This is a genomic window from Rhizobium sp. RSm-3 (assembly GCF_001854685.1).
GTDB lineage: Bacteria > Pseudomonadota > Alphaproteobacteria > Rhizobiales > Rhizobiaceae > Rhizobium > Rhizobium ecuadorense.
The window spans coordinates 17,719-40,236 of the sequence record NZ_MAWZ01000027.1 but is presented as its reverse complement, the minus strand read 5'-3'; the positions used below and the strand labels follow the sequence as shown (position 1 = coordinate 40,236).

The 22,518-nt window shown below is 61.9% G+C and carries 20 protein-coding genes; 2 read left to right on the top strand and 18 right to left on the bottom strand.

Going from position 1 to position 22,518, the window contains the following annotated elements; translation table 11 throughout:
- The 10 genes from BBJ66_RS21980 to BBJ66_RS21935 form a co-directional block, all read right to left on the bottom strand.
- Positions 1-598: FAD-dependent oxidoreductase (locus BBJ66_RS21980; protein ID WP_116429662.1), on the bottom strand; the 598-nt coding region annotated here is incomplete at its 3' end.
- A 16-nt stretch (positions 599-614) separates the two neighbouring features.
- Positions 615-1,196, bottom strand: a complete 582-nt coding sequence (locus BBJ66_RS21975) for a GNAT family N-acetyltransferase (protein WP_071089825.1) — start codon at positions 1,194-1,196, stop codon at positions 615-617.
- Positions 1,197-1,201: 5 nt separating this feature from the next.
- The gene (locus BBJ66_RS21970; protein WP_049735200.1) at positions 1,202-1,843 is read right to left on the bottom strand and encodes an SGNH/GDSL hydrolase family protein; all 642 of its coding nucleotides are present in this window, start codon (positions 1,841-1,843) and stop codon (positions 1,202-1,204) included.
- A gap of 19 nt (positions 1,844-1,862) precedes the next feature.
- Positions 1,863-3,221, bottom strand: coding sequence for a pyruvate dehydrogenase complex dihydrolipoamide acetyltransferase (locus tag BBJ66_RS21965; protein WP_071089822.1), 1,359 nt, complete (start codon positions 3,219-3,221; stop codon positions 1,863-1,865).
- Positions 3,222-3,236: 15 nt separating this feature from the next.
- Complete coding sequence (locus tag BBJ66_RS21960; RefSeq protein WP_071089818.1) at positions 3,237-4,622, bottom strand: pyruvate dehydrogenase complex E1 component subunit beta; 1,386 nt, start codon at positions 4,620-4,622, stop codon at positions 3,237-3,239.
- A gap of 16 nt (positions 4,623-4,638) precedes the next feature.
- Complete coding sequence (gene pdhA, locus BBJ66_RS21955) at positions 4,639-5,685, bottom strand: pyruvate dehydrogenase (acetyl-transferring) E1 component subunit alpha (RefSeq protein WP_064838360.1); 1,047 nt, start codon at positions 5,683-5,685, stop codon at positions 4,639-4,641.
- Between the two features lie 144 nt (positions 5,686-5,829).
- Positions 5,830-6,150 (bottom strand): FtsB family cell division protein, encoded by a 321-nt coding sequence (locus tag BBJ66_RS21950; RefSeq protein ID WP_049735204.1) that lies wholly within the window; start codon positions 6,148-6,150, stop codon positions 5,830-5,832.
- A 135-nt stretch (positions 6,151-6,285) separates the two neighbouring features.
- A complete protein-coding gene (gene eno, locus BBJ66_RS21945) occupies positions 6,286-7,560 on the bottom strand; it encodes a phosphopyruvate hydratase (protein WP_003573349.1) in 1,275 nt (424 codons plus the stop codon).
- A gap of 141 nt (positions 7,561-7,701) precedes the next feature.
- The gene (gene kdsA, locus BBJ66_RS21940; protein WP_003579065.1) at positions 7,702-8,547 is read right to left on the bottom strand and encodes a 3-deoxy-8-phosphooctulonate synthase; all 846 of its coding nucleotides are present in this window, start codon (positions 8,545-8,547) and stop codon (positions 7,702-7,704) included.
- Positions 8,547-9,440 (bottom strand): VOC family protein, encoded by an 894-nt coding sequence (locus tag BBJ66_RS21935; protein WP_071089828.1) that lies wholly within the window; start codon positions 9,438-9,440, stop codon positions 8,547-8,549. The genes kdsA and BBJ66_RS21935 overlap by 1 nt, the downstream gene beginning before the upstream one ends.
- Before the next feature lie 197 nt (positions 9,441-9,637).
- Between BBJ66_RS21935 and lexA the strand changes: the two genes are divergently transcribed.
- Positions 9,638-10,357, top strand: coding sequence for a transcriptional repressor LexA (lexA, locus tag BBJ66_RS21930; protein ID WP_049735205.1), 720 nt, complete (start codon positions 9,638-9,640; stop codon positions 10,355-10,357).
- Here lexA and BBJ66_RS21925 read toward each other — a convergent pair.
- Positions 10,338-12,767, bottom strand: a complete 2,430-nt coding sequence (locus BBJ66_RS21925) for a ComEC/Rec2 family competence protein (RefSeq protein WP_071089816.1) — start codon at positions 12,765-12,767, stop codon at positions 10,338-10,340. The genes lexA and BBJ66_RS21925 overlap by 20 nt on opposite strands.
- Before the next feature lie 290 nt (positions 12,768-13,057).
- On the opposite strand from BBJ66_RS21925, the gene gltA reads away from it, so the two are divergent.
- Positions 13,058-14,347 carry a citrate synthase gene (gene gltA / locus BBJ66_RS21920; RefSeq protein WP_049735207.1) on the top strand — a complete coding sequence of 430 codons (1,290 nt, stop codon included), beginning with the start codon at positions 13,058-13,060 and terminating at the stop codon, positions 14,345-14,347.
- A 34-nt stretch (positions 14,348-14,381) separates the two neighbouring features.
- Here gltA and lpxB read toward each other — a convergent pair whose 3' ends face one another.
- The 7 genes from lpxB to rseP all read right to left on the bottom strand — a co-directional run bounded on the left by lpxB (position 14,382) and on the right by rseP (position 22,487).
- Positions 14,382-15,551 carry a lipid-A-disaccharide synthase gene (lpxB, locus tag BBJ66_RS21915; RefSeq protein WP_071089813.1) on the bottom strand — a complete coding sequence of 390 codons (1,170 nt, stop codon included), beginning with the start codon at positions 15,549-15,551 and terminating at the stop codon, positions 14,382-14,384.
- Entirely contained in the window at positions 15,548-16,429 is an 882-nt protein-coding gene (locus tag BBJ66_RS21910; RefSeq protein WP_071089809.1) for an LpxI family protein, read from the bottom strand. The genes lpxB and BBJ66_RS21910 overlap by 4 nt, the downstream gene beginning before the upstream one ends.
- Before the next feature lie 3 nt (positions 16,430-16,432).
- Positions 16,433-17,251 (bottom strand): acyl-ACP--UDP-N-acetylglucosamine O-acyltransferase, encoded by an 819-nt coding sequence (lpxA, locus tag BBJ66_RS21905; RefSeq protein WP_049735210.1) that lies wholly within the window; start codon positions 17,249-17,251, stop codon positions 16,433-16,435.
- Positions 17,248-17,715, bottom strand: a complete 468-nt coding sequence (fabZ, locus tag BBJ66_RS21900) for a 3-hydroxyacyl-ACP dehydratase FabZ (RefSeq protein ID WP_049735211.1) — start codon at positions 17,713-17,715, stop codon at positions 17,248-17,250. Before fabZ ends, lpxA begins: the two co-directional genes overlap by 4 nt.
- On the bottom strand, positions 17,708-18,775 hold the full coding sequence (gene lpxD / locus BBJ66_RS21895) for a UDP-3-O-(3-hydroxymyristoyl)glucosamine N-acyltransferase (protein WP_049735212.1): 1,068 nt from the start codon (positions 18,773-18,775) through the stop codon (positions 17,708-17,710). The genes fabZ and lpxD overlap by 8 nt, the downstream gene beginning before the upstream one ends.
- Positions 18,776-18,825: 50 nt before the next feature.
- Positions 18,826-21,165 (bottom strand): outer membrane protein assembly factor BamA, encoded by a 2,340-nt coding sequence (gene bamA / locus BBJ66_RS21890; RefSeq protein WP_071089806.1) that lies wholly within the window; start codon positions 21,163-21,165, stop codon positions 18,826-18,828.
- Between the two features lie 203 nt (positions 21,166-21,368).
- Positions 21,369-22,487 (bottom strand): RIP metalloprotease RseP, encoded by a 1,119-nt coding sequence (gene rseP, locus BBJ66_RS21885; protein ID WP_071089803.1) that lies wholly within the window; start codon positions 22,485-22,487, stop codon positions 21,369-21,371.
- Positions 22,488-22,518 lie beyond the last annotated feature (31 nt).

Here is a 22,518-nt window from a genome sequence, read left to right as displayed (position 1 = left end):
CGATCGCGCCCGAGCCCATGACGATCAGCGACTTCGGCAGCGCATCCGGCTTCAGCGCCTCGAAATAGGTCCAGATCAGCTTGCCGTCGGGCTCGATGCCCGGCAGCGCGCGCGGGCGGGCGCCGGTCGCGATGATGATGTGCTTGGCGTTATAGGTGCCCTCGCCCTTGACGTTCTTCGGCAGCGGATGCTGCGGCTCGACGACAGGCTTCGACGACTTGCCGACGACGATCTCGCCGGGCTTTGAAAGCTTCGCCTCGCCCCAGATGATGTCGATCTTGTTCTTCTTCATCAGGAAGCCGACGCCGGCGTTGAGACGGGCGGAGACGGCGCGCGAGCGGCCGACGACGGCCTTGGCATCCGGCTTGACCGAACCTTCGAGAACGAGACCGAAATCCTTGAAGTGGTTGGCGTGATCGAGCACCTCGGCCGAGCGCAGCAGCGCCTTTGTGGGGATGCAGCCCCAGTTCAGGCAGATGCCGCCCATATGCTCGCGCTCGACGATCGCGGTCTTGAGGCCGAGCTGAGCGGCGCGGATGGCGGCGACATAGCCGCCGGGACCGGAGCCGATGATGATGACGTCGTAGGATTCAGCCATGTGTTTCCTGCCCTTGTTATGCTGCGCTGCGGGTCATGAGCACCCACGCGTGGCTCTTGCTGTTTTCGAAGAGCGGCACGGCATCGGCGCGCGCAGCCTCCAGGAATCCGTTTCTTTCATAAAGCGACAGAGCCGCCTCGTTATCACTTGCGGTAATGAGACTGACGGGGCGGCGATCGGCCCTGTCGATCTGATCCTCCAGCAGTCTGCGTCCGATGCCGATGCCGCGCAGGTGGCGATAGACGCCGAGACTGCCGATGAACCAGCTTCCCACAACCGTTTTCTGCAAGGCGAGCATCGGCGCGGTCGCCGGGATCGTCGCCTCGATATCCCCTATGCCGTCCTCCAGCGCATGGCCGATCGCCACACCTGCAACCTCGCCATAAGCCTCGGCGATGACCGCATCCCGCCAGCCGCCAACGGCCTCCTCCTCGCCCATCTTCAGCCGCCCTCGCTCCAAGGGCGTGTCACTCACCCCATTCGCGACATCGGCAAACCAGAGCCAGGAGGCAAACCCATGCGATGCGATATCCGCCAGGATCGCCAGCTCCGAGGCATCCCGCCGTGAGGCCTGCCGCAGGGCGATGAAGGCGGTCATACTCCTCAAATCCCCAGCATCATCCGCACGATCGATTCCAGCCCGCGCCCGAGCGAACGCGTATTCTCCGCATCGAGGTGAATGCCGTCGATCGGCGTGGTCCTGGCGACGGAATTGCCGTCGAAGAAACCACAGCCGAGTTCGTCGGCAAGATCACGATAAAGCGTTGCAAGCTTTGCCGATTCCTCGATGCCGCCCGGAAAGGATGCGGCGAAGGGCACATTGCCCGTCGCGCAGATCGCCGGCGGCGCCACGATCAGGATCTCCGGCCCGTCGAATTCGAAGGGCCAGGCATGGTTGCGGATCAGCCGCACGAGGCGGCTGATGCCCTGGCAGGCGGCAAAGGCCGAACCGGCCACGACCGGTTTCATATCGTTGGTGCCGAGCAGGAGGATGACGAGATCGAGCGGCGCATGCGTCTGCAGGATCGTCGGCAGGATGCGCGCACCGTTGCGGTCGCAATCGGCGAGATGGTCGTCGAAAGCGGTCGTGCGGCCGTTGAGGCCTTCGGCGATGACACGCGCTTCGCTGCCGAGCGCGGCCTGAAGCACGCTCGGCCAGCGATTCTTGTACTCATGACGGCCGATCGTCTCGGCGTCATAACCCCAGGTCAGCGAGTCGCCATAGCAAAGAACGGTCTTGGTCATTTCCGCCTCCGCCCAGCGATCAGACAAGCATGCCCATCGGGTTTTCGATGTAGCCCCTGAAGGCCTGAAGCAGCTCGGCGCCGAGCGCGCCGTCGACGCAACGATGGTCGGTCGAGAGCGTGACGCTCATGACCGTGGCGATGGCCATCTCGCCGTTCTTGACGACGACCCGCTGCTCGCCGGCGCCGACCGCGAGGATCGTCGCATGCGGCGGATTGACGACAGCTGCGAAGTTCTTGACGCCCATCATGCCCATGTTCGAGACCGAGCTGGTGCCGCCCTGATATTCCTCGGGCTTCAGCTTGCGGTCCTTGGCCCGCTTGCCGAGATCGCGCATCTCGTTGGAGATGACAGACAGCGTCTTCTGCTCGGCCTTGCGGATGATCGGCGTGATGAGACCGCCGGGGATCGAGACGGCGACGCCGACATCGGCGTGCTTGTGCTTGACCATGTTGCTGTCGGTCCACGACACGTTGGCGTCCGGAACATCGCGCAACGCCAGCGCCATGGCCTTGATCACCATGTCGTTGACCGAAAGCTTGTAGGCCGGAGCGTTGTCCTTGCGCGGCGCCGCATCGTTCAGCTGGGCGCGCAGCGCCATCAGAGCATCGAGCTCGCAATCGACGCTGACGTAGAAATGCGGGATCGTCTGCTTGGATTCGACCAGGCGCCGGGCGATCGTCTTGCGCATGCCGTCATGCGGCACGAGCTCGTAGGAGCCCGGCTCGAATAGCTTGAGCACGGCCTCCTCGGAAGCGCCCTTCGGCGCTGCGGCGGCCGGAGCGGCAGTTGCAGCAGCCTGCGGCGCAGCAGCGGCCGGTGCTGGAGCAGCCTTGGCGCCACCGCCGGCAACGGCGGCTTCGACATCGCTCTTGACGACGCGGCCATGCGGGCCGGAGCCTGCGACCGCCGAAAGGTCGATGCCGGCTTCCCTCGCGAGCCTGCGGGCAAGCGGCGACGAGAAGGTGCGGTTGCCGCTTGATGAAACCGCCGCGGGTGCATTGGCAGGCGCCGGTGCGGCAGCCGGAGCGGACGGGGTCGGAGCCGGTGCAGCCTCGGCCTTCTCAGCCGGGGCGGCGTCAGCCTTCGCCGGAGCGGCGGAGCCCGCGCCGCTTGCGGCGGCGGCCACATCCTCGCCATCGGCGGCGAGAACGGCGATCAGCGCGTTGACCTTGACGCCTTCGGTGCCGGCGGCAACGACGAGCTTGGCAACCGTGCCTTCATCGACGGCTTCGACTTCCATCGTCGCCTTGTCGGTCTCGATCTCGGCGATCACATCGCCAGACTTGACCGTGTCGCCTTCCTTGACCAGCCATTTGGAAAGATTGCCTTCTTCCATGGTCGGAGAGAGGGCGGGCATCGTGATATTGATCGGCATCGAGATACCCTCCCCTTATTTGTAGCAAACAGCCTTCACCGCATCGACGACTTCGCCGACGTTCGGAAGCGCCAGCTTTTCGAGATTGGCGGCGTAAGGCATCGGCACGTCCTTGCCCGCAATCGTCAGGATCGGCGCATCGAGATAGTCGAAGGCCTGCTGCATGACGCGGGTGGCGATTTCGGTGCCGACTGAGGACTGCGGATAACCTTCCTCGACGGTGACCAGGCGGCCGGTCTTCTTGACCGATTCGATGACCGTCGGAAGATCCATCGGGCGGATGGTGCGAAGATCGATAAGCTCGACGTCGATGCCGATCTTTTCGAGTTCGGCAACCGCCTTCGTCGCATAGGTCATGCCGATGCCGAAGGAGACGACGGTCACATCCTTACCCGAACGATGGATGCGGGCCTTGCCGATCGGCAGGACGAAATTATCGAGCTTCGGCACATCGAAATGCTGACCGTAGAGAATTTCGTTCTCCAGGAAGATCACCGGGTTCGGATCGCGGATGGCAGCCTTGAGCAAGCCCTTGGCGTCGGATGCCGTGTAGGGCATGACGACCTTCAGGCCGGGGATCGCGCTGTACCAGGCGGCGTAATCCTGGCTGTGCTGGGCGCCGACGCGGGCGGCCGCACCGTTCGGGCCGCGGAAAACGATCGGCGCGCCCATCTGGCCGCCGGACATATAGAGCGTCTTGGCGGCCGAGTTGATGATGTGGTCGATCGCCTGCATGGCGAAGTTGAAGGTCATGAATTCGACGATCGGGCGAAGGCCGGCCATGGCGGCGCCGACGCCGACGCCGGCGAAGCCGTGCTCGGTGATCGGCGTATCGATGACTCGGCGGGGGCCGAATTCCTGCAGCAGGCCCTGGGTGACCTTATACGCGCCCTGATATTCGGCGACTTCCTCGCCCATGACGAAGACGTCGTCGCTGGCGCGCATTTCTTCGGCCATGGCGTCGCGGAGCGCTTCGCGCACGGTCATCGACACCATTTCGGTGCCGGCGGGGATTTCCGGGTCGTTCGGAACGGCAGCCTTGGGCTCTGCGGGAACGGGAGTAGCAGCCGAACCGCTGTTGGTCGGCTTTTCTTCCTGAGCAGCGACCGGAGCCGGCTGAGCAGCAGCAGGAGCGGCAGAAATCGCGTCGGCCGATTCGCCATCCTGCAGCAGCACGGCAATCTTGGTGTTGACCTTGACGCCTTCGGTGCCGGCATCGACGAGCAGCTTGCCGATGACGCCTTCGTCGACGGCTTCAACTTCCATCGTCGCCTTGTCGGTTTCGATTTCGGCAATCACGTCGCCTGAAGTGACCTTGTCACCTTCCTGCTTCAGCCATTTGGACAGCGTGCCTTCTTCCATCGTCGGAGAGAGGGCGGGCATGAGGATATCGATAGGCATGGGTTCCCTCCCCCGATTAGAGCAGAATGTCGGTGTAGAGCTCGGATGCATCCGGCTCCGGATCGGCCTGGGCGAAATCGGCGCTGTCGGCGACAATGTCGCGGACATCCTTGTCGATCGCCTTCAGATCGTCTTCGGAGGCCCAGCCCTTTTCGATGAGGCGCGCCTTCACCTGCTCGATCGGGTCCTGCTCGGAGCGCATCTTCTGCACTTCTTCCTTCGAGCGGTATTTCGCCGGATCGGACATGGAGTGGCCGCGATAACGATAGGTCAGCATTTCGAGAATGATCGGGCCCTTGCCGGAGCGGCAATGCTCGAGCGCCTCGTCAGCGGCCGCCTTGACGGCGCGAACGTCCATGCCGTCGACCTGGATGCCGGGAATGCCGAAGCCGGATCCGCGCAGCGAGTAGTTCGACTGTGCGGTGGCGCGGGCGGTCGAAGTGCCCATGGCGTAACGGTTGTTCTCGACGATATAGACGATCGGCAGCTTCCAGAGAGCCGCCATGTTGAAGCTCTCGTAGACTTGGCCCTGGTTGGCAGCACCATCGCCGAAATAGGCGATCGAGACGTTGCCGTTGCCGCGGTAATGGTTGGCAAAGGCCAGACCGGTACCGAGAGAAACCTGGGCGCCGACGATGCCGTGACCGCCGTAGAAATGCTTCTCTTTCGAGAACATGTGCATCGAGCCGCCCTTCCCGTGGGAATAGCCGCTGCGGCGCCCGGTCAGTTCCGCCATGACGCCGCGCGCTTCCATGCCGGTTGCCAGCATGTGGCCGTGATCGCGATAGGCGGTGATGACCTGGTCACCTTCCTTCTGCGCCATCTGCATACCGACGACGACAGCTTCCTGACCGATGTAGAGGTGGCAGAAGCCGCCGATGAAGCCCATACCGTAGAGCTGACCGGCCTTCTCCTCGAAGCGGCGGATCAGCAGCATCTCGCGATAGGCCTTGAGCTCCTCGTCGCGATCGAAGTCGGCGACAGGGCCTCCGTTCGATGCTTTCGCTGCAGGTTTTGCTGATGTTTTCCGGCTGGAAACCGTCGCGGTCTTTCGCGGCGCCATTCAACCCTCCCTATGGTTTGTCGGTTCTCGGTGCCGCGTACCATAGGGAAGAAACATGACCACAGCAATGCCATAATTGCATGGCTCGTATTCGGCACTAAACTATTGGAAATACATCGAAAATTCCAATTAACCGAATTCTGGTTAATTGGAATAATGATTGAATATGACGATCTCGTCCGCGCGCGACATATTGAGTTGATAGCGCGCTTTTTCGTCCAGCATATCTTTGTCGAGCGAGCCATCACTCAGCAGCGCGACCTGATTTTCCAGATGTTCGCGCTTCGCCTTCAAGATCGCAAGCTCTTTTTCACGCGCGACACGCTGGTGCTCGAACGTCTCCGTTGCGCGCAGGCCGTAATCGCCGTGAATGCAATGATAGCCGAAATAGGAGAGGAAGGCGACCGTCATGGCCGGAATGACGAAGCGGCCGAATTTTCTCTTCTTATGATGCTTTGTCCACATACACGCATGCTCTTGAACGCATTACCAATTCGTTCAGCATAACGCCCAGAGATTAACCGTTCGTTGACCGTAAAAACGGGCAACAAAAAACCCGCGCCGAGAGGGCGCGGGTCAAATTGTCGAAAGCAGATTCGATCAGCCGCGGATGATCGAGCGGCCGGCATACTGGGCCTGGGGGCCGAGGCCTTCCTCGATGCGGATCAGCTGGTTGTACTTGGCGAGGCGGTCGGAACGCGACAGCGAGCCGGTCTTGATCTGGCCGCAGTTGGTGGCGACCGCGAGGTCGGCGATGGTCGAATCTTCGGTTTCGCCCGAGCGGTGGGACATGACGGCTGTGTAGGCTGCCTTGTGCGCCGTGTTGACGGCGTCGAGCGTTTCCGTCAGCGAACCGATCTGGTTGACCTTGACGAGGATCGAGTTGGCGACACCCATGCGGATGCCGTCGCGCAGACGGGCGGAGTTGGTGACGAAGAGATCGTCGCCGACGAGCTGGGTCTTCTTGCCGGTCAGATCGGTCAGCGTCTTCCAGCCGTCCCAGTCGTCTTCGGCCATGCCGTCCTCGATGGAGATGATCGGGTACTTGGCGGCGAGTTCGGCCAGATATTCGGCCATGGCGCCCGATTCGAGCGTGCGGCCTTCACCTTCGAGAACGTATTTGCCGTCCTTGAAGAACTCGGTCGAGGCGCAATCGAGGCCGAGGTAGATGTCCTCACCCGGCTTGTAGCCGGCTTTCTCGACCGACTTCATGATGAAGTCGAGGGCTTCCGAAGCGCTCTTCAGGCCCGGTGCGAAACCGCCTTCGTCACCGACATTGGTGTTGTGGCCCTGCGCTGCCAGTTCCTTGCGCAGCGTATGGAAGACTTCCGAACCCATACGCACGGCTTCGGCGATCGTATCGGCGCCGACCGGCAGAATCATGAATTCCTGGAAATCGATCGGATTGTCGGCATGGGCGCCGCCGTTGATGATGTTCATCATCGGCACCGGCAAGAGGCTCGCGGAAGCGCCGCCGACATAACGGTAGAGCGGCAGGCCGGAGGCTTGGGCGGCAGCCTTGGCGACGGCCAGCGACACGCCGAGGATGGCGTTGGCGCCGAGGCGCGACTTGTTCGGCGTGCCGTCCAGCTCGATCATGATGTTGTCGATCTGGATCTGGTTTTCGGCATCGATGCCGCCGATCGCGTCGAAGATCTCGGTATTGGCCGCATCGACCGCCTTTTGCACGCCCTTGCCGAGGTAGCGCTTGCCGCCGTCGCGCAGCTCGACTGCCTCATGCGCGCCGGTCGAGGCACCCGAGGGAACGGCCGCGCGGCCCATGCTGCCGTCTTCGAGATAGACATCGACTTCGACGGTGGGGTTGCCACGGCTATCGAGAATCTCGCGGGCGATGATATCGGTGATTGCAGTCATGGGTTCTTCCTGCTCGGTGGGTGATCAATCGTTCGAAGCCTGTCATAATCGAAGGCGTGCAAATTACAATGGCGCATTGCGGCACCCTCGACCTGCATGTCCGATCGTCGCTATAGCACGAACATGTCAGGCTTTTGACTGTCAGCCCTTGGCGACGGCGTCGAAGGCCAGCAGCTTTTCCAGAAGCCGCGGCATGTCCTTGAGATAGACCATGTTCGGGCCGTCGGACGGTGCGTTGTCGGGGTCCTGGTGGGTTTCGACGAAAACGCCGGCAATACCGGTCGCCACCGCTGCGCGCGCCAACGTTTCCACGAATTCCCGCTGACCGCCGGAAGAATCGCCCTGCCCGCCCGGCTGGGCCACGGAATGGGTGGCATCGAAGACGACGGGGGCGCCCATCGACGCCATGATCGGCAGCGAGCGCATGTCGGAAACCAGAGTGTTGTAACCGAAGGAGGCGCCGCGTTCGCAGAGCAGCACGTTCGGGTTGCCGCTGGCGTTGAGCTTCTTCAGCACATTCTTCATGTCCCAAGGGGCAAGAAACTGGCCCTTCTTGACATTGACCGCGCGGCCGGTCTCGGCGGCGGCGATCAGAAGGTCGGTCTGGCGGCAGAGGAAGGCCGGGATCTGCAGGACATCGACCACCTTTGCCACTTCGGCGCATTGCTCGGCGGTGTGAACGTCGGTCAGGACGGGAAAGCCGAACTCCTTCTTGAGATCGGCAAAGACCTGCATGCCCTTTTCAAGGCCGATGCCGCGCTCGGCCGAAAGCGAGGTCCGGTTCGCCTTATCGAAGGAACTCTTGTAGACGAGGCCGATGCCGAGCTTGGCACAGAGCTCCTTCAGCGTGCCGGCAACCATGAAGGCATGGTCGCGGCTCTCCATCTGGCAAGGGCCGGCAATCAGCGACAGGCGGCCGGTATTGGAAAAGGTGACCTGGCCTGCGCCCTCGCCGATCCTCACTTCCGAATTCGTATCAGTGCTCATCATCTTTCCTCGAAGGCGAAAAGCGTGCCCTGCCCGGGTGCCGGCTTCACCAGAATGCGATTGTTCTTGCGCGTGTATGTCACTCCGTTAGCAGCCAAATGTGCTTCTGTCACGGCAAGATCGGCAACAGCGAAGAGGATAGCCCGGCCGCGCAGGCCGCGGTCGGCGGAGGAGACGGCAACCTCGAAATAGGCCTCCAGCCCTTCCGGCGTCATCAGGCTGATTTTCGCATTCGGCGCCGCGATATTGACGCCGAAACCGGTTTTCTCGACGGCCGATTGCGCCATGGCAAGGCTGACGAAGCCGGCGAAGGCGGCGGCATCAGGCGCGCAGAGGGCGATCTCGGCGATGCCGGTGACGCCATTGGCATGCGTCTCCAGCGCGCCGCGGTCGGCCGGCAATGGATTGATGCGCTGGCAGGTGAAGAGAAAGAAATCGGGTGCCCGCAGATCACCTGCAAAGGCTAGTTTGAAGCTGCCGACGCTCTTAGAGCCGTCCGGCATTTTCATCGCCCGGCTGAACTCCAGCATGTCGCCGGCGTTCAATCCGCCTGCAATGAAGCTTTGATGGTCGAGGCCGGCATCTTCAGTGCCGAAAACCACCGCCGAAAGCCCTTCCTCGCCGCAACGGAAGCGGAAGGCCCGGTTGCGGGCGGTGAAGACATTGCCTTGCCGCGCTGATGCCTCGGTCTCCTCGACGCTCGCGATACCGAGCGGCTCCAGATAGGTCTTGTCGGCAAAGAAGACGCAGGCATTCTCCGTTCCGAAGGGATGGCGGGCATCGGCGGCAACGGTGAAGCCGAGCTTGCCGAGCCTTTCGCGCGCCAGATCGATATTGACGACGGGCAGCACGACATGATCCAGCGGGTGCGGCTTGGCGGAATGCGTGTTCATGATATCCCCTCCTGCAATCGCGAAGAGATGTGCGACGACGCCATCCTCAATGCAAGACATGTGTGCCAATCCGGCGAATGAAAATAAAAATCTCAACGAGTTGGCGCCAAGTTTTACGGAAATTTAGCTACTTGCGGAACACATATGGAACATATAGTGTCTGTTCTGGATTTGTTTCAATCAGGGGTCACACGTCGATGCTCACGCGCAAACAACAGGAGCTTCTCCTTTTCATTCACGAGCGCATGAAAGAATCCGGCATTCCGCCCTCTTTCGACGAGATGAAGGATGCCCTGGATCTGGCCTCGAAATCCGGCATTCACCGGCTGATCACAGCACTCGAGGAACGCGGTTTCATTCGCCGCCTACCGAACCGCGCCCGGGCGCTCGAGGTCATCAAGCTTCCCGAGGCCTACAGCCCCAGCATCCAGCCCCGGCGCGGCTTTTCGCCGAGCGTCATCGAGGGCAGCCTCGGCAAGCCCCAGCCGGTCGCCGCCCCCGCGCCTGTCAAACCCGTCGCCGACAACGGCAACTCGGTCTCGGTGCCAGTCATGGGCCGAATCGCTGCCGGTGTTCCGATCTCAGCGATCCAGAACAACACCCACGACATCGTCGTTCCCTCAGACATGCTCGGCTCCGGTGAACATTACGCGCTGGAGGTGAAAGGCGATTCGATGATCGACGCCGGCATTTTCGACGGCGACACGGTGATCATCCGCAACGGCAGCACCGCAAGTCCCGGCGACATCGTCGTCGCCCTGGTCGACGACGAGGAGGCGACGCTGAAGCGCTTCCGGCGCAAGGGCGCGTCGATCGCGCTTGAAGCGGCCAACCCTGCTTATGAGACCCGGATCTTCGGACCGGACCGCGTCAAGGTGCAGGGCAAGCTCGTCGGCCTCATTCGCCGCTATCACTGACGCTGGACGGGCCGGTTTCGGCAAAACTGTTGCTGCGCCAGTCATAGGCACGTTGGCGCATCCACGGCCGCGACAGGCTCTCGAATGCGGTTGCGACCTCCAGGCCGGCAGCCGCGAAGCGCAATTCGACGGAACCGGTCCTGCGCAACGTCTCACCGGTGAAGAGCGTCGCGCCTGAGCGGCAGCTGTTGAACCGCAGACGGACAGCCGTCACGACAATATCGGCCGCATCGCAGGCCGGACCGAGATAGGCGGCATTGTCGATGACCGTTACCACGCGGCCATTGCCAAGCCTTGATGTGCACCAGGCCTTCTTGACGCAGGAAAAGCGGTTTGCTTCGCCGCCCGCGGCCGCCGCCCGCATCGCCGTCCTCGCTTCGTTCTGCTGATCGCGGGAAAGCCTGACGCGGCGGTCTTCTCCCTCCGGCGGGATAGCGGGGCCGTCCAGCATCGTCGGCGGGTGATGGGTCGGCAGGACCAGCGCTCTCTGCCACTGGTCGAAGATGAAATCCGGCGGGTTTTCACGGTTGGAAGCCATTGCCGCCCCTGCAACGAGCGCGACCAGGCTGCCATCCTCCGAAATCACCAAATCCGGCGGCCGGGGGACCGGCAGAACCAGCAGGATGAGCGTCGAGACGGCGAGGATCAATGTACCGACATGGCGCAGCCGGGTGCGCAGCAGCGTCAGCAGCAGGAAGCCTGCCACGGCCACGGCGAAATACCAAGCGGGCAAACGGCCGACGCCGATATCGCCGCCCCAGCCGGACACCGTCTTGGCGACAGCGATTACCAGGTCGAGGCCGAAGCCGACCACCTCCCAGAGTGGAGCGTCCAGACCGAACGGCATCAGCAACATCGCCAGCAGCCCGGCCGGCATGACGATGAAGGAGATGATCGGCATCGTCGCGAGGTTTGCCGGCAGGCCGTAAGCGGTCAGCCGATGAAAATGCTCGATCGAAAACAGCGCCGTGGAAAAACCGCCGATCAGCGAGGTCAGTAGGACACCGCCGAAGAAACCGGCGACGGCCACGACCGGCCGGAAGATCGGCAGCTTGAGCAAGGCGTTTTCGCGGATGCGCCGGTCCTTCCACAGCTGATAGCCCGATACCAGTGCCAATGTGGCGGCAAAGGACATCTGGAAGCTCGGCCCCAAGACTTCGGAGGGTGAAATGACGATGATGACTAGCGCCGAGAGAACGACATTGCGCAGGCTGATCGACGGCCGATCGAAGAAGACGGCAATCAGCATGATGGCCATCATGATGAAGGCGCGTTCGGCCGAGACACCGAAGCCGGAGATCAGGAAGTAGGCGGTGACGGCAATGAGCGCGCCTGATGCGGCGATCTTCTTCGTCGGATAGGCCTGAGCGACGGCCGGAAAGAGACTGAGCAGCATGCGGAAGCCGACGAAGAAAATGCCGGCCGACAGCGCCATGTTGAGGCCCGAGATCGCGACGATATGGGCAAGGCCCGACTGGCGCAGCGCCTCCGTCGTCGCATTCGAGATGGCGCGCCGCTCGTCGGTCACCAGCGCGGCGGCGAAGGCGCCGGTGTCGCCGGGCAGGATCGACCGTATGCGGTCGCCGATGCTGCTGCGCAGCCGGTAAAGCCATTCGAGCAGCGCTTCCGACGTCGATCTTGCCGCTTGCGGACCCGCCTCCAAATCCTTCTCCGGAGCGCCATAGAAGAAGCCGTTGGCGCCGATGCCGTCGAAATAGGCGCCGAAGGAGAAGTCGTTGAGTTCGGGAAGTGCGGGGCCTGAGGGCGGCGTCAGCCGTGCCCTGCCGGTGACGATGTCGCCGATCTCGAAAGGCGTGTCGGCGCCGCGGACAATCGCGGTTATGCGCCCCGGCGACCGCTTCAACTCCGGCGCTTCAGTGCCGGTGACGGCAAGAATGTAGCGCCAGCGCCCACGGCCGTCGCCTTCGCGCCGTTCGACACGGCCGGTCACCGTCGTCGTCACCGAGGAATCGAGGATAACGGTCGAAGCCCGCCAGCTCTCGAACTGTGCGCAGAGCATGCCGCAGACCACAAGTGCCAGCGCCAGCAGCGTTGCCCGCAATGCCGTCCGGCTGCGGCCGGTCATCAGAACAGCGATCGTCAGCACCGACAGCGAGAGTAGCGATGCAAAAAGCGGAAAATCGGATGCCGCGAGAAACCAGAAGGCGGCGCCGGCGCCAAGGAAGACCGGTGAAAGCAGCAGCAGGCGGCCGTGATCTGCCTCCTCGCCCAGCATGTGCTTGCAGGCCCGCAGCGAATGCCGGGCCGCAGCCGGCAGCCGGTGGCGCCAGGGTGTCGCCGACTGCGTCCTTGCCGGTCGCGCCACCACGGCAGGCGGAGAAAAACCGGAGGAGCCGGCTGAGCCGGCGCCAGCTTCCGGCCGCAATTCGACTGTCGTCAGTTCCTGCATACGCCGCCCAAGGTCACCCGCGAAGGCGGTCAGAATGCAACCTCCAATCAAATCCGGCAAGAATAATCGATTGAAATGTGAGGGAAAATCGCGAGCGCCAAAAGGCCAGTCGAATCATTGGTTTCCGATATGCGCGCTGCTCATCGCTGCAGTGCCTAAAAGGTGATACTGCAATGCACAAAATGCCGTCACGGTAACTTGGCATTAGCTTCGCGATCATATAGCTATCGGTGAGGACGCTTAACCCCTATGGCGCTTTTATGGCGCCACCGCCATTTCGGAGGATCAGCATGACGGATCAAAGCGCTACAATAAAAATCGGTGACAAATCTGTCGACCTAGCCGTCAAGAGCGGCACGATCGGCCCGAGCGTCATCGATATCGGTGCTCTCTACAAGAACACCGCTTCCTTCACCTACGATCCGGGTTTCACCTCGACCGCATCCTGTGAATCTAAGATCACCTACATCGACGGCGACGAAGGGGTGCTGCTGCACCGCGGCTATCCGATCGAGCAGCTGGCCGAGCATGGCGACTTCCTCGAAGTCTGCTATCTGCTTCTCTACGGCGAACTGCCGACCACCGCGCAGAAGAAGGATTTCGATTACCGCGTCACGCACCACACCATGGTGCACGAGCAGATGAGCCGCTTCTTCACCGGCTTCCGCCGCGATGCGCATCCGATGGCCGTCATGTGCGGCTGCGTCGGCGCGCTGTCGGCTTTCTATCACGACTCCACTGATATCACCGATCCGCACCAGCGCATGGTCGCCAGCCTGCGCATGATCGCCAAGATGCCGACGCTTGCCGCCATGGCCTACAAGTATCATATCGGCCAGCCCTTCGTTTACCCGAAGAACGATCTCGACTACGCATCGAACTTCCTGCGCATGTGCTTTGCCGTGCCTTGCGAGGAATATGTGGTCAATCCGGTGCTTGCCCGCGCCATGGACCGCATCTTCATCCTGCATGCCGATCACGAGCAGAACGCCTCGACCTCGACCGTCCGTCTTGCCGGTTCGTCGGGTGCCAACCCGTTCGCCTGCATCGCCGCCGGCATCGCCTGCCTCTGGGGCCCTGCCCATGGCGGCGCCAACGAAGCAGCGCTCAACATGCTGAATGAAATCGGCTCGGTCGACCACATTCCAGAATATATTGCCCGCGCCAAGGACAAGAACGATCCGTTCCGCCTGATGGGCTTCGGTCACCGCGTCTACAAGAACTATGATCCGCGCGCCAAGATCATGCAGAAGACGACGCATGAGGTGCTCGGCGAGCTCGGCATCAAGGACGATCCGTTGCTCGAAGTGGCGATGGAGCTGGAGCGTATCGCGCTCACCGATGAATATTTCATCGAAAAGAAGCTCTATCCCAACATCGACTTCTATTCCGGCATCACGCTGAAGGCGCTGGGCTTCCCCACGACCATGTTCACCGTGCTCTTCGCGCTGGCCCGCACCGTCGGCTGGATCGCGCAGTGGAACGAGATGATCGAGGATCCGGAACAGCGCATCGGCCGCCCGCGCCAGCTCTATGTCGGCGAACCGAAGCGCGACTACATCCCGGTTTCGAAGCGCTGACCGCTTCGGCCAATCGGCTCAAAAGAAAACCCGGTCAGAACTGACCGGGTTTTTTCTTTTTCAGCACGTCGAGAAGGATTTCGGCGGCATGTTCGCCCGGTGGTTTTTCGGTCTGCATGCGCTGCCAGATGAGATCATAGCCTTCCTTCATCGCCTTGAGCTGGTAGGTGTCGGCCGACAGCCTCTCCATCCAGCGAGCGAGACTGGCGCCGCGAACGATATCGTTCAGATATTCCGGCACGACCGCGTAATCGGCAATCAGGTTTGGCAGCGCGCCGGTCCAGGTCTTGATGGCCGACGTCAGCAGCCGCATGATCCAGTCGACCTTGTAGGCGGAGACGACGGGAACATCGGCCAACGCCAGTTCGAGAATGACGGTTCCGGATGCCGCCATAGCGGCGTCGGCTTCCGCGAAGGCCTGCCATTTTGCTTCAGCGCCGACAACGATCTCCGGCTTGACCGCCCAGTTCGCCGTCAATTGGCGGACCAACGCTTGCCTGTGCGTCACCGTCGGCAGAATAAAGCGCATCGGTCCGTTGCGGGCGACAAGTTCGCTGGTCGCCACCTCGAAATGCGGCAGGAGATTCTGGATTTCGGAGGAGCGTGAGCCGGGCAGAAGCAGGATCGTGCAATTGCCGGGCTGCCTGCCGGCGCGAAGGCGCCGGGTCTCCAGCAGCGATGGGTCGGCCGTCAGGCGATGGCCGACATAGGTGGTTGCCGGCCCGCCGAGGCGCTGCATCGTCGCCGGCTCGAACGGCAGGACGGCGAGCACATGATCGACATAGGCAAGCATGCGCCTGGCGCGATATTCCTTCCAGGCCCAGACGCTCGGACAGACATAATTGACGACGGGCAGATCGGGCAGCGCCGTGCGGACGCGTTTTGCGACGCGATGGGTGAAATCCGGGCTGTCGATAATGAGGAGAATGTCGGGCCTTGCAGCGATGATGGCGGCGGTCGTGCGACGGATCAGCGTATAGAGCTTCGGCAGCCGGCTCAGCACCTGGGTGATGCCCATGATCGACAGCTCGGAGAAATCGAACAGGGATTGCAAGCCCTCCGCCTGCAGTCCTTCGCCACCGACGCCGACAAGTTCCACCGGTCCCGAATGAATCCGCTTCAGGGCGGCGATGAGATCGGCGCCGAGCAGATCACCCGACACCTCGCCGGCAATGATGGCAATCTTCAGCGGCGCCCCGTTCATGCGAGCCCCCATGCCGGCAGCCCGCGATCGATGCCGCAGACAAAAAGCCCCGCCTCATCGGCGGCCTGGATGACGGCGGCGCGATCGAGCACCAGCGAGCGGCCTGCCTCCACCGCGATGCCGCCGAGACCGGCTTTTTTTGCGTTCAGAACAGTGGAAATGCCGATCGCCGGCAGGTCGGCGCGGATATCCTGTTGCGTCTTGCAGAGTTTGACAAGCGCGCCGCGGCGCCGCGGCGAGATACGCCCGGCGGCTCTGAGACCTGCGACACGGTCCAGCATCTCATCCGTGCCCTCGACACCCTCGAGCGCCACGACACGCCCGCCGATGCTGACAGCGCCCTGCCCGACATCGAGCCGGCCGAGCATGTCCGCGGCTTCGGCGGCGCGGCGGATATCGCGCCGGTCTTCGTCACCCGGCGTTGCTGCACCAAGCGGACCGACGGAGGCAAGCAGATCGGGGGCGATTTCATGGGCGCCGACAACGCGGCGGCCGTTTCCCTCGATCAGCCGGATGACCATCTGCAGAACGGTGTCGTCGCCACCGGAGAGCAGCGTGCGGATGGCGGCCGGGACCTTCATCAATATGCGCAGCGTCGGACGCACCTCGCGCCATTCCGGCCGGCGGGCCACGCTGCCCGACATTACGACACGGCCGACGCCATAACGGTTGAATAGCCCATCGAGAGCGGCGAAATCGCCGATGCCGATGACGGCGTGGTCATAGCCTTCCCAGCGCCGGTCGCTCTCGTCCTTCAGGGCGACGATGACGGGATTTTCACCCGCCGCACGCGCAGCTTCGGCGACATAGGAAGGCAGGAGACCACCGCCGGCAATGATCGCCAGCCGGCCCGCAGCGGTGTCGCCCGATAAAGTCACGGATCAGCCCTTCTGCCCCCGGGTCGGCGAGGACAGAGCGCGGTCGCTTTCGGCCGCGATGAAATCGAGGATCTGGACCACCGGCTCGCAATCGGCATATTCGTCGCGGATGGCGGCGGCGTTTTCGCGGACGGAACCCGTTCCTTCGAAGATCGACTTATAGGCGCGGCGCACCCGGTGGATGACGGCGCGGTCGACGCCGGCGCGCGTCATGCCGACGACATTGAGGCCGCTCAGCAGCCCGGGATTGCCGTTCAGCATGCCGTAGGGAATGACGTCGTAACTCACCGCCGAAAGCCCGCCGACGAAGGCCTGACGGCCGACGCGGGTGAACTGGTGAACGGCCGAGCCACCGCCCAGGATGACGCGATCCTCGATGACAACATGCCCGGCCAGCATGACGTTGTTCGACATGATCACGTGATTGCCGACCTTGCAGTCATGCGCGACGTGGGAATTGGCCAGGAAAAGGTTGTTGTCGCCAACGATCGTCCGGCCGCCGAAATCGGCCGTGCCGGTGTTCATCGTCACGCCTTCGCGCATCGTGCAGTTGGCGCCGACCGAAAGCGTCGTCTCCTCGCCGCCGTGATGCACGCTCTGCGGATCGCCGCCGATGACGGCCATCGGAAAGATGCGTGTGCCCTTGCCGATCACGGTGCGGCCGGTGACGACCGCATGCGACAGGAGCTCGACATTTTCATGCAGGACGACGTGCGGCCCGACATGGCAGAAGGGACCGATCTTGACGCCCTCACCGATCACAGCCCCGTCTTCGACGACAGCCATCGGATGAATGCGGGCGCTTTCGGCAATAGTGCTCATGCCTGTTCCTTACGAACGATCATTGCGCCGATATCGGCTTCGGCGACAAGCGCGCCGTCAACCTTGGCGTCGCAATGGAATTTCCAGATATTGCCGCGCTGCTTGTGCTTGCTGACATGGAATTCGACGCGATCGCCGGGAACGACAGGCTTGCGGAAGCGTGCGTTCTCGATGGTCATGAAGTAGACGAGGTTGCCGGGCTGGCCTTCCTTCTTGGCACAAATCGCACCCGCGGTCTGCGCCATGCCCTCAATCAGGAGAACGCCCGGCATGATCGGAGCATCCGGAAAATGGCCGGTGAAATGCGGTTCGTTCACCGTGACATTCTTGATCCCGATCGCGCTGTTGTCACCGTCGATCTCGATGATCTTGTCGACCATGAGGAAGGGGTAACGATGCGGCAGCAGCTTCATGATCTCGATGATGTCAGCCGAAGAAAGCGTTGTCGTGGCTTCCTCAGTCATTTTCCTTGCCTCCAGGGTTCCGGCCGCGCAACTTGGACTTCGACACTTGTTGTGCGGCCTCTCTCAGATAGTCTTTTAGCGGACGAGCAGGTACACCGCCATATTGTCCGCCGGCGGCAAGATCGGTCATAATACCGCTTTTAGCAGCGATCTGCACGCCGTCACCGATCGTCACATGTCCCTTGATGCCGACCTGGCCGCCGATCTGCACGCCGTTGCCGATCTTCGTGCTGCCAGCGATGCCGACCTGCGCGACAATGGCGCAATGGCGGCCCATCTGGACGTTGTGGCCGATCTGCACCTGGTTGTCGATCTTGGTGCCCTCGCCGATCACCGTATCGTCCATGGCGCCGCGGTCGATCGTGGTATTGGCGCCGATCTCGACGTTGTCCTGGATGATCACCCGGCCGATCTGAACGATCTTGATCATGCCGCGCGGACCGGGCGCATAGCCGAAACCATCCTGACCGACGCGGACGCCGTTGTGGATGATGACGCCGTTGCCGATCAGCGCGCAGAGAATGCTGGCACCGGCTGCGATCGAACAATCGCGGCCGATCTTGACATTCGGGCCGATGACACTGTGGGCGCCAATGCGCGTGCCTTCGCCGATTTCGGCATGCGCGCCGATAACCGCCAGCGGCTCGACGATCACGCCCTTTTCAAGCTTGGCGGTCGGATCTATCACCGCGCTCGGCGCGATCTCGCCTTCACCCGGCGAAATGACGACGGGACGCAATGCGGCAGGATAAAACAGGCCGCCCGCCATCGCGAAGGCCGCATGCGGATTGGACGACAGGATGACCGGGATATGCGAGGGTACGAGATCGACGAGCGCCTTGTCGCAGATCACCGCCGAGGCTTCGCATGTCGCCAGTTCATCGCGGCTGCGGCGCGACAGGATATAACAGACATCACCCGCCCGAGCCCTGTGAATCGGGGCAACTGACCTGACGATAACATCTGAGTGGTCGGAATTGGCAAGTTCCGCCCCAAGAAACTCTGCCAGCTCAGCAAGCTTCAGACCTTCATGGGGCAGAAAAAAGACGTTTTGCTCCATCGGCAATGCTCCAGAACGGAATTGAGTCTTACAGTTCCGGACTGCCGATATCAGAATTGGTTGTTGATGCCAAACTTGAAGTTCTGCGTCTTGTCGAAGTCTTCCTTGAGAACCGGGATCGCGTAATCCAGGCGCAATGAACCGAAGGGAGACTGCCAGACGACGCCGACACCGACGGAAGCGCGCAGCGAGGCGTCTTCGCCCTCAATGCCGTCGCCCCTGAGGTCAACGTCGTTGCCGAACAGCGTGCCGGCATCGGCAAAAACCGCGCCGCGCAGGTTGAAGTCACGCGGGAAGCCTGGCATCGGGAAGGTTGCTTCGGCCGATGCCGTGAAATAGGTCGTGCCACCCAGCGGATCGTCGTTGGTGCCGGCAACGCGCGGGCCGATGCCCTTGTTTTCAAAGCCGCGAATGTCGCCGTTGGTCAGCGTGAACTGGTCGAAGACGTTCAGATGCTCACCGAAACCGACGACATAACCAGCCGAGGCCGAAACCGAGCCGATGATATCGGCATCGTCAGCGAGCAGACGGTAGTAACGGGCCTTGCCGTAGATCTTGTAGAACTGCGAGTCGCCGCCGAGACCGGCGATTTCCTGCGTCGCCGTCGCGTAGATGCCTTCGCGCGGCAGGACGGTGTCATCGAGCGTGTTGTAGGTCAGCGTCTGCGAGATGGAAGACCGCGTCCACGGGCTGTCCTCGACGAGATGCTGATACGGCGCCGACAGATCGGAAAGATCGTTATTGTCAGCGTCATACTTCATCTGCTTGTAGTTATAGCGGAAGGTCGTCGCCAGATCCTCGGTAATCGGCGCGGTGACGCGCAGGACGACGCTGGTTTCCTCGTAATCGTAATTGTCGTTGCTCGACGTCTCGCTGTGGTTGACGTCGAAGCCCGCCGCCAGGCGGTAACCAAGGAAGTAGGGCTCGGTGAAGCTGACGCCGTAGGCGCGCGAGCCTTCCTGACCGCCGCCGGCCGAGATGCGGATATACTGACCGCGGCCGAGGAAGTTCTTTTCCTCGATGGAGGCTTCAAGCAGCAGGCCGTCGCCGCCGGCGGCGTAACCTGCGCCGACACCGAACGAACCGGTCGACTGATCCTGCACGTCGACGACCACCACGACACGATCCGGCGAACTGCCCGGCTGGGTGGAGATGTTGACGGACGAGAAGTAACCGAGCGCTTCGAGGCGGCGCTTGGCCTTGGTGATCATCTGCTGGTTGAAGGCGTCGCCTTCGCTCATATCGAATTCGCGGCGAATGACGTAATCGCGGGTGCGGCTGTTGCCACGGATCTCGATGCGCTCGACATAGGCGCGCTCGCCCTGGTCGACCAGATATTCGACGCCGATCGTATTGTTGTTGAGGTCGCGGTTGCCGCGCGGCGTAACGCGCGCAAAGGGATAACCGGCGGACGCGACCTGATCGGAGATCGCCTCGATCGACTTCTGCACTTCCTTGGCGTTGTAGACATGACCTTCGTGAGTGCGCACGAGCGGCTGCAACTGCTCGGAACCGACGCCCTCGACGGTAGACTGTACGGTCACCGGGCCGAAGTCGTAACGCTGACCTTCCTCGATATTGAAGGTAAGCGTGTATTTGTTGGTCGCGTCGTCGAAGGTCGCATCGGAAGAGACGATGCGCATGTCGGCGTAGCCGCGATTGTAATAAAACTGGCGCAGCGCTTCCTCGTCGGCATGGAGCTTGTCGTCGTTATAGACGTCCTTGCGGGTCAGGAACGACAGGAAGTTCGAACGCTTGGTCGCGATGACGGCAGCCAGGCGGCCGGCGCTGTAGGCATTGTTGCCGACGAAATTGATCGAGTCGATTTTGGTGCGGTCGCCTTCGTTGATCACAAAAGCGAGGTTGACGCGGCCTTCGCCGAGCGGCACGACCTGCGTCGTCACTTCGACTTCGCTGCGGCCGGTCGCGGCATAGGCTTCCTTGATCGCCTGAATGTCGGCCTGGATCTGGGTGTCGCTATAGGGGCCTGCGGCATGCGTCTGGACGATGGTGGCGAGCTTGTCGTCCTTGATCTTGCGATTGCCGTTGAAGACGACCTGATTGACGAGCTGGGCTTCCTGGACGTTGACGACAAGCGTGCTTCCGGAGACCGAAATCTTGACGTCGGAGAAGTAACCTGTCCCGTAGAGATGCTTGACCGAGTCATCGATATCGGTGTTCGAAAAACTCTTTCCGGGAGCGATGGTGAGGTTCGACCGGACAGCTTCCGCGCCGACGCGGCTGGCGCCGCGCACATCGATGCGCTGGATGACCGCGGCCTCGGCGGCCGTAGCAGAAACGAACGTCAAAGCACCTGCGCCCGAAGCAACAACACTAGCAGACAGCGCAACCGCCGATACTGCGTTCAAAAACTTTGAACCAGCCTTCATTTCACCTATTACCTTTTTTTCCCTCGTCCCCGGCTCCGGGAGAACCCGATTCCGGTCACGTGTGTCGTTTTACCCGCTTTTGACATACAAGCAAGGGAGGGCGTTAATTTCTGTTTACTTCATTTCGAAGCGTGACCCATTCGCCACTACAGCCTTGAAACATCGTAAATAAATAGTAATTCCCCTGCCTTGCGCGTTTACCCTTAGCTCAGGCTAATGTCGTTCCAGGTCGTGAAAACCATCAATGTAAGTATCATGGCCAAGCCGATGCGAAATGCGATTTCCTGAGCCTTGGCGCCCAGCGGTTTCCCTCTCAGCGCTTCCACCGCATAGAACATCAGGTGGCCGCCATCAAGTACCGGAACCGGCATCAGGTTAAGCAATCCTATCGAAACCGAAAGCATGGCGGCAAGCTGCAACACTGCCCCTACACCAAGCTTGGCCATCTGGCCCGAAGCCTGTGCCACGCGGATAGGCCCACCCAGTTGATCGGCCCGCATCGTTCCGGCGAAGATATTGCCGATATATTTGAAGGTGCCGGTGACGATATCCCGGGTTTCGATCACACTTTCCCGCAGCGCCTGGAGCGGCGTATAGGTCTGCAGGCGGAAATTGCCGACTTCCTTGCTGGTGACGATGCCGATCTGGCCGACCTCGATCTTGTTGCCGAACTGGTCGGTCATGTCGACGCGTTGCGGAACCATCGGCAAGTCGAGCTTCTGGCCGGCCCGCTCGATGGTGACGACGATCTGCTGGCTCGGGCGCATGCCGACATAACGGCGCACGTCGTCGAAGGTCTCGACCTTGCCGCCGTCGATGGCGACCAGGAGATCGCCGGGAAGGACGCCGGCAGCCGCCGCCACACCATCCGGCTTGACCTCGGAAACGACGGGATCGGCAACCGAACGGCCATAGACCGAGAACAGGATGGTGAAGATAGCGATCGCCAGCAGGAAATTGGCGATCGGGCCGGCCGCGACTGTCGCGGCGCGTTTCCACAGCTTTGCGCCGGCAAAGGAACGCGCCCTCTCTTCTTCGGACATGGCGGCGAGCTTGTCGCTGTCGGGCTTGCTGGAGGCGTCTTCGTCGCCAAAGAAGCGGACATAGCCGCCAAGCGGGATCACCGAGATTTTCCAGCGCGTTCCATGGCGGTCGGTGAAGCCGAATATCTCCGGACCGAAACCGACCGAGAAGGCAAGGATGCGGATGCCGCTCCAGCGCCCGACGAGGTAGTGGCCCATCTCATGCACGAAGACGAGCAGCGAGAGCACGAGGATGAAGGTGACGATATTCCCCATCAGGAATGCGTATATATCGGCCATCACTTCTATCAGTTCCTTCCGTCAGGCTGCC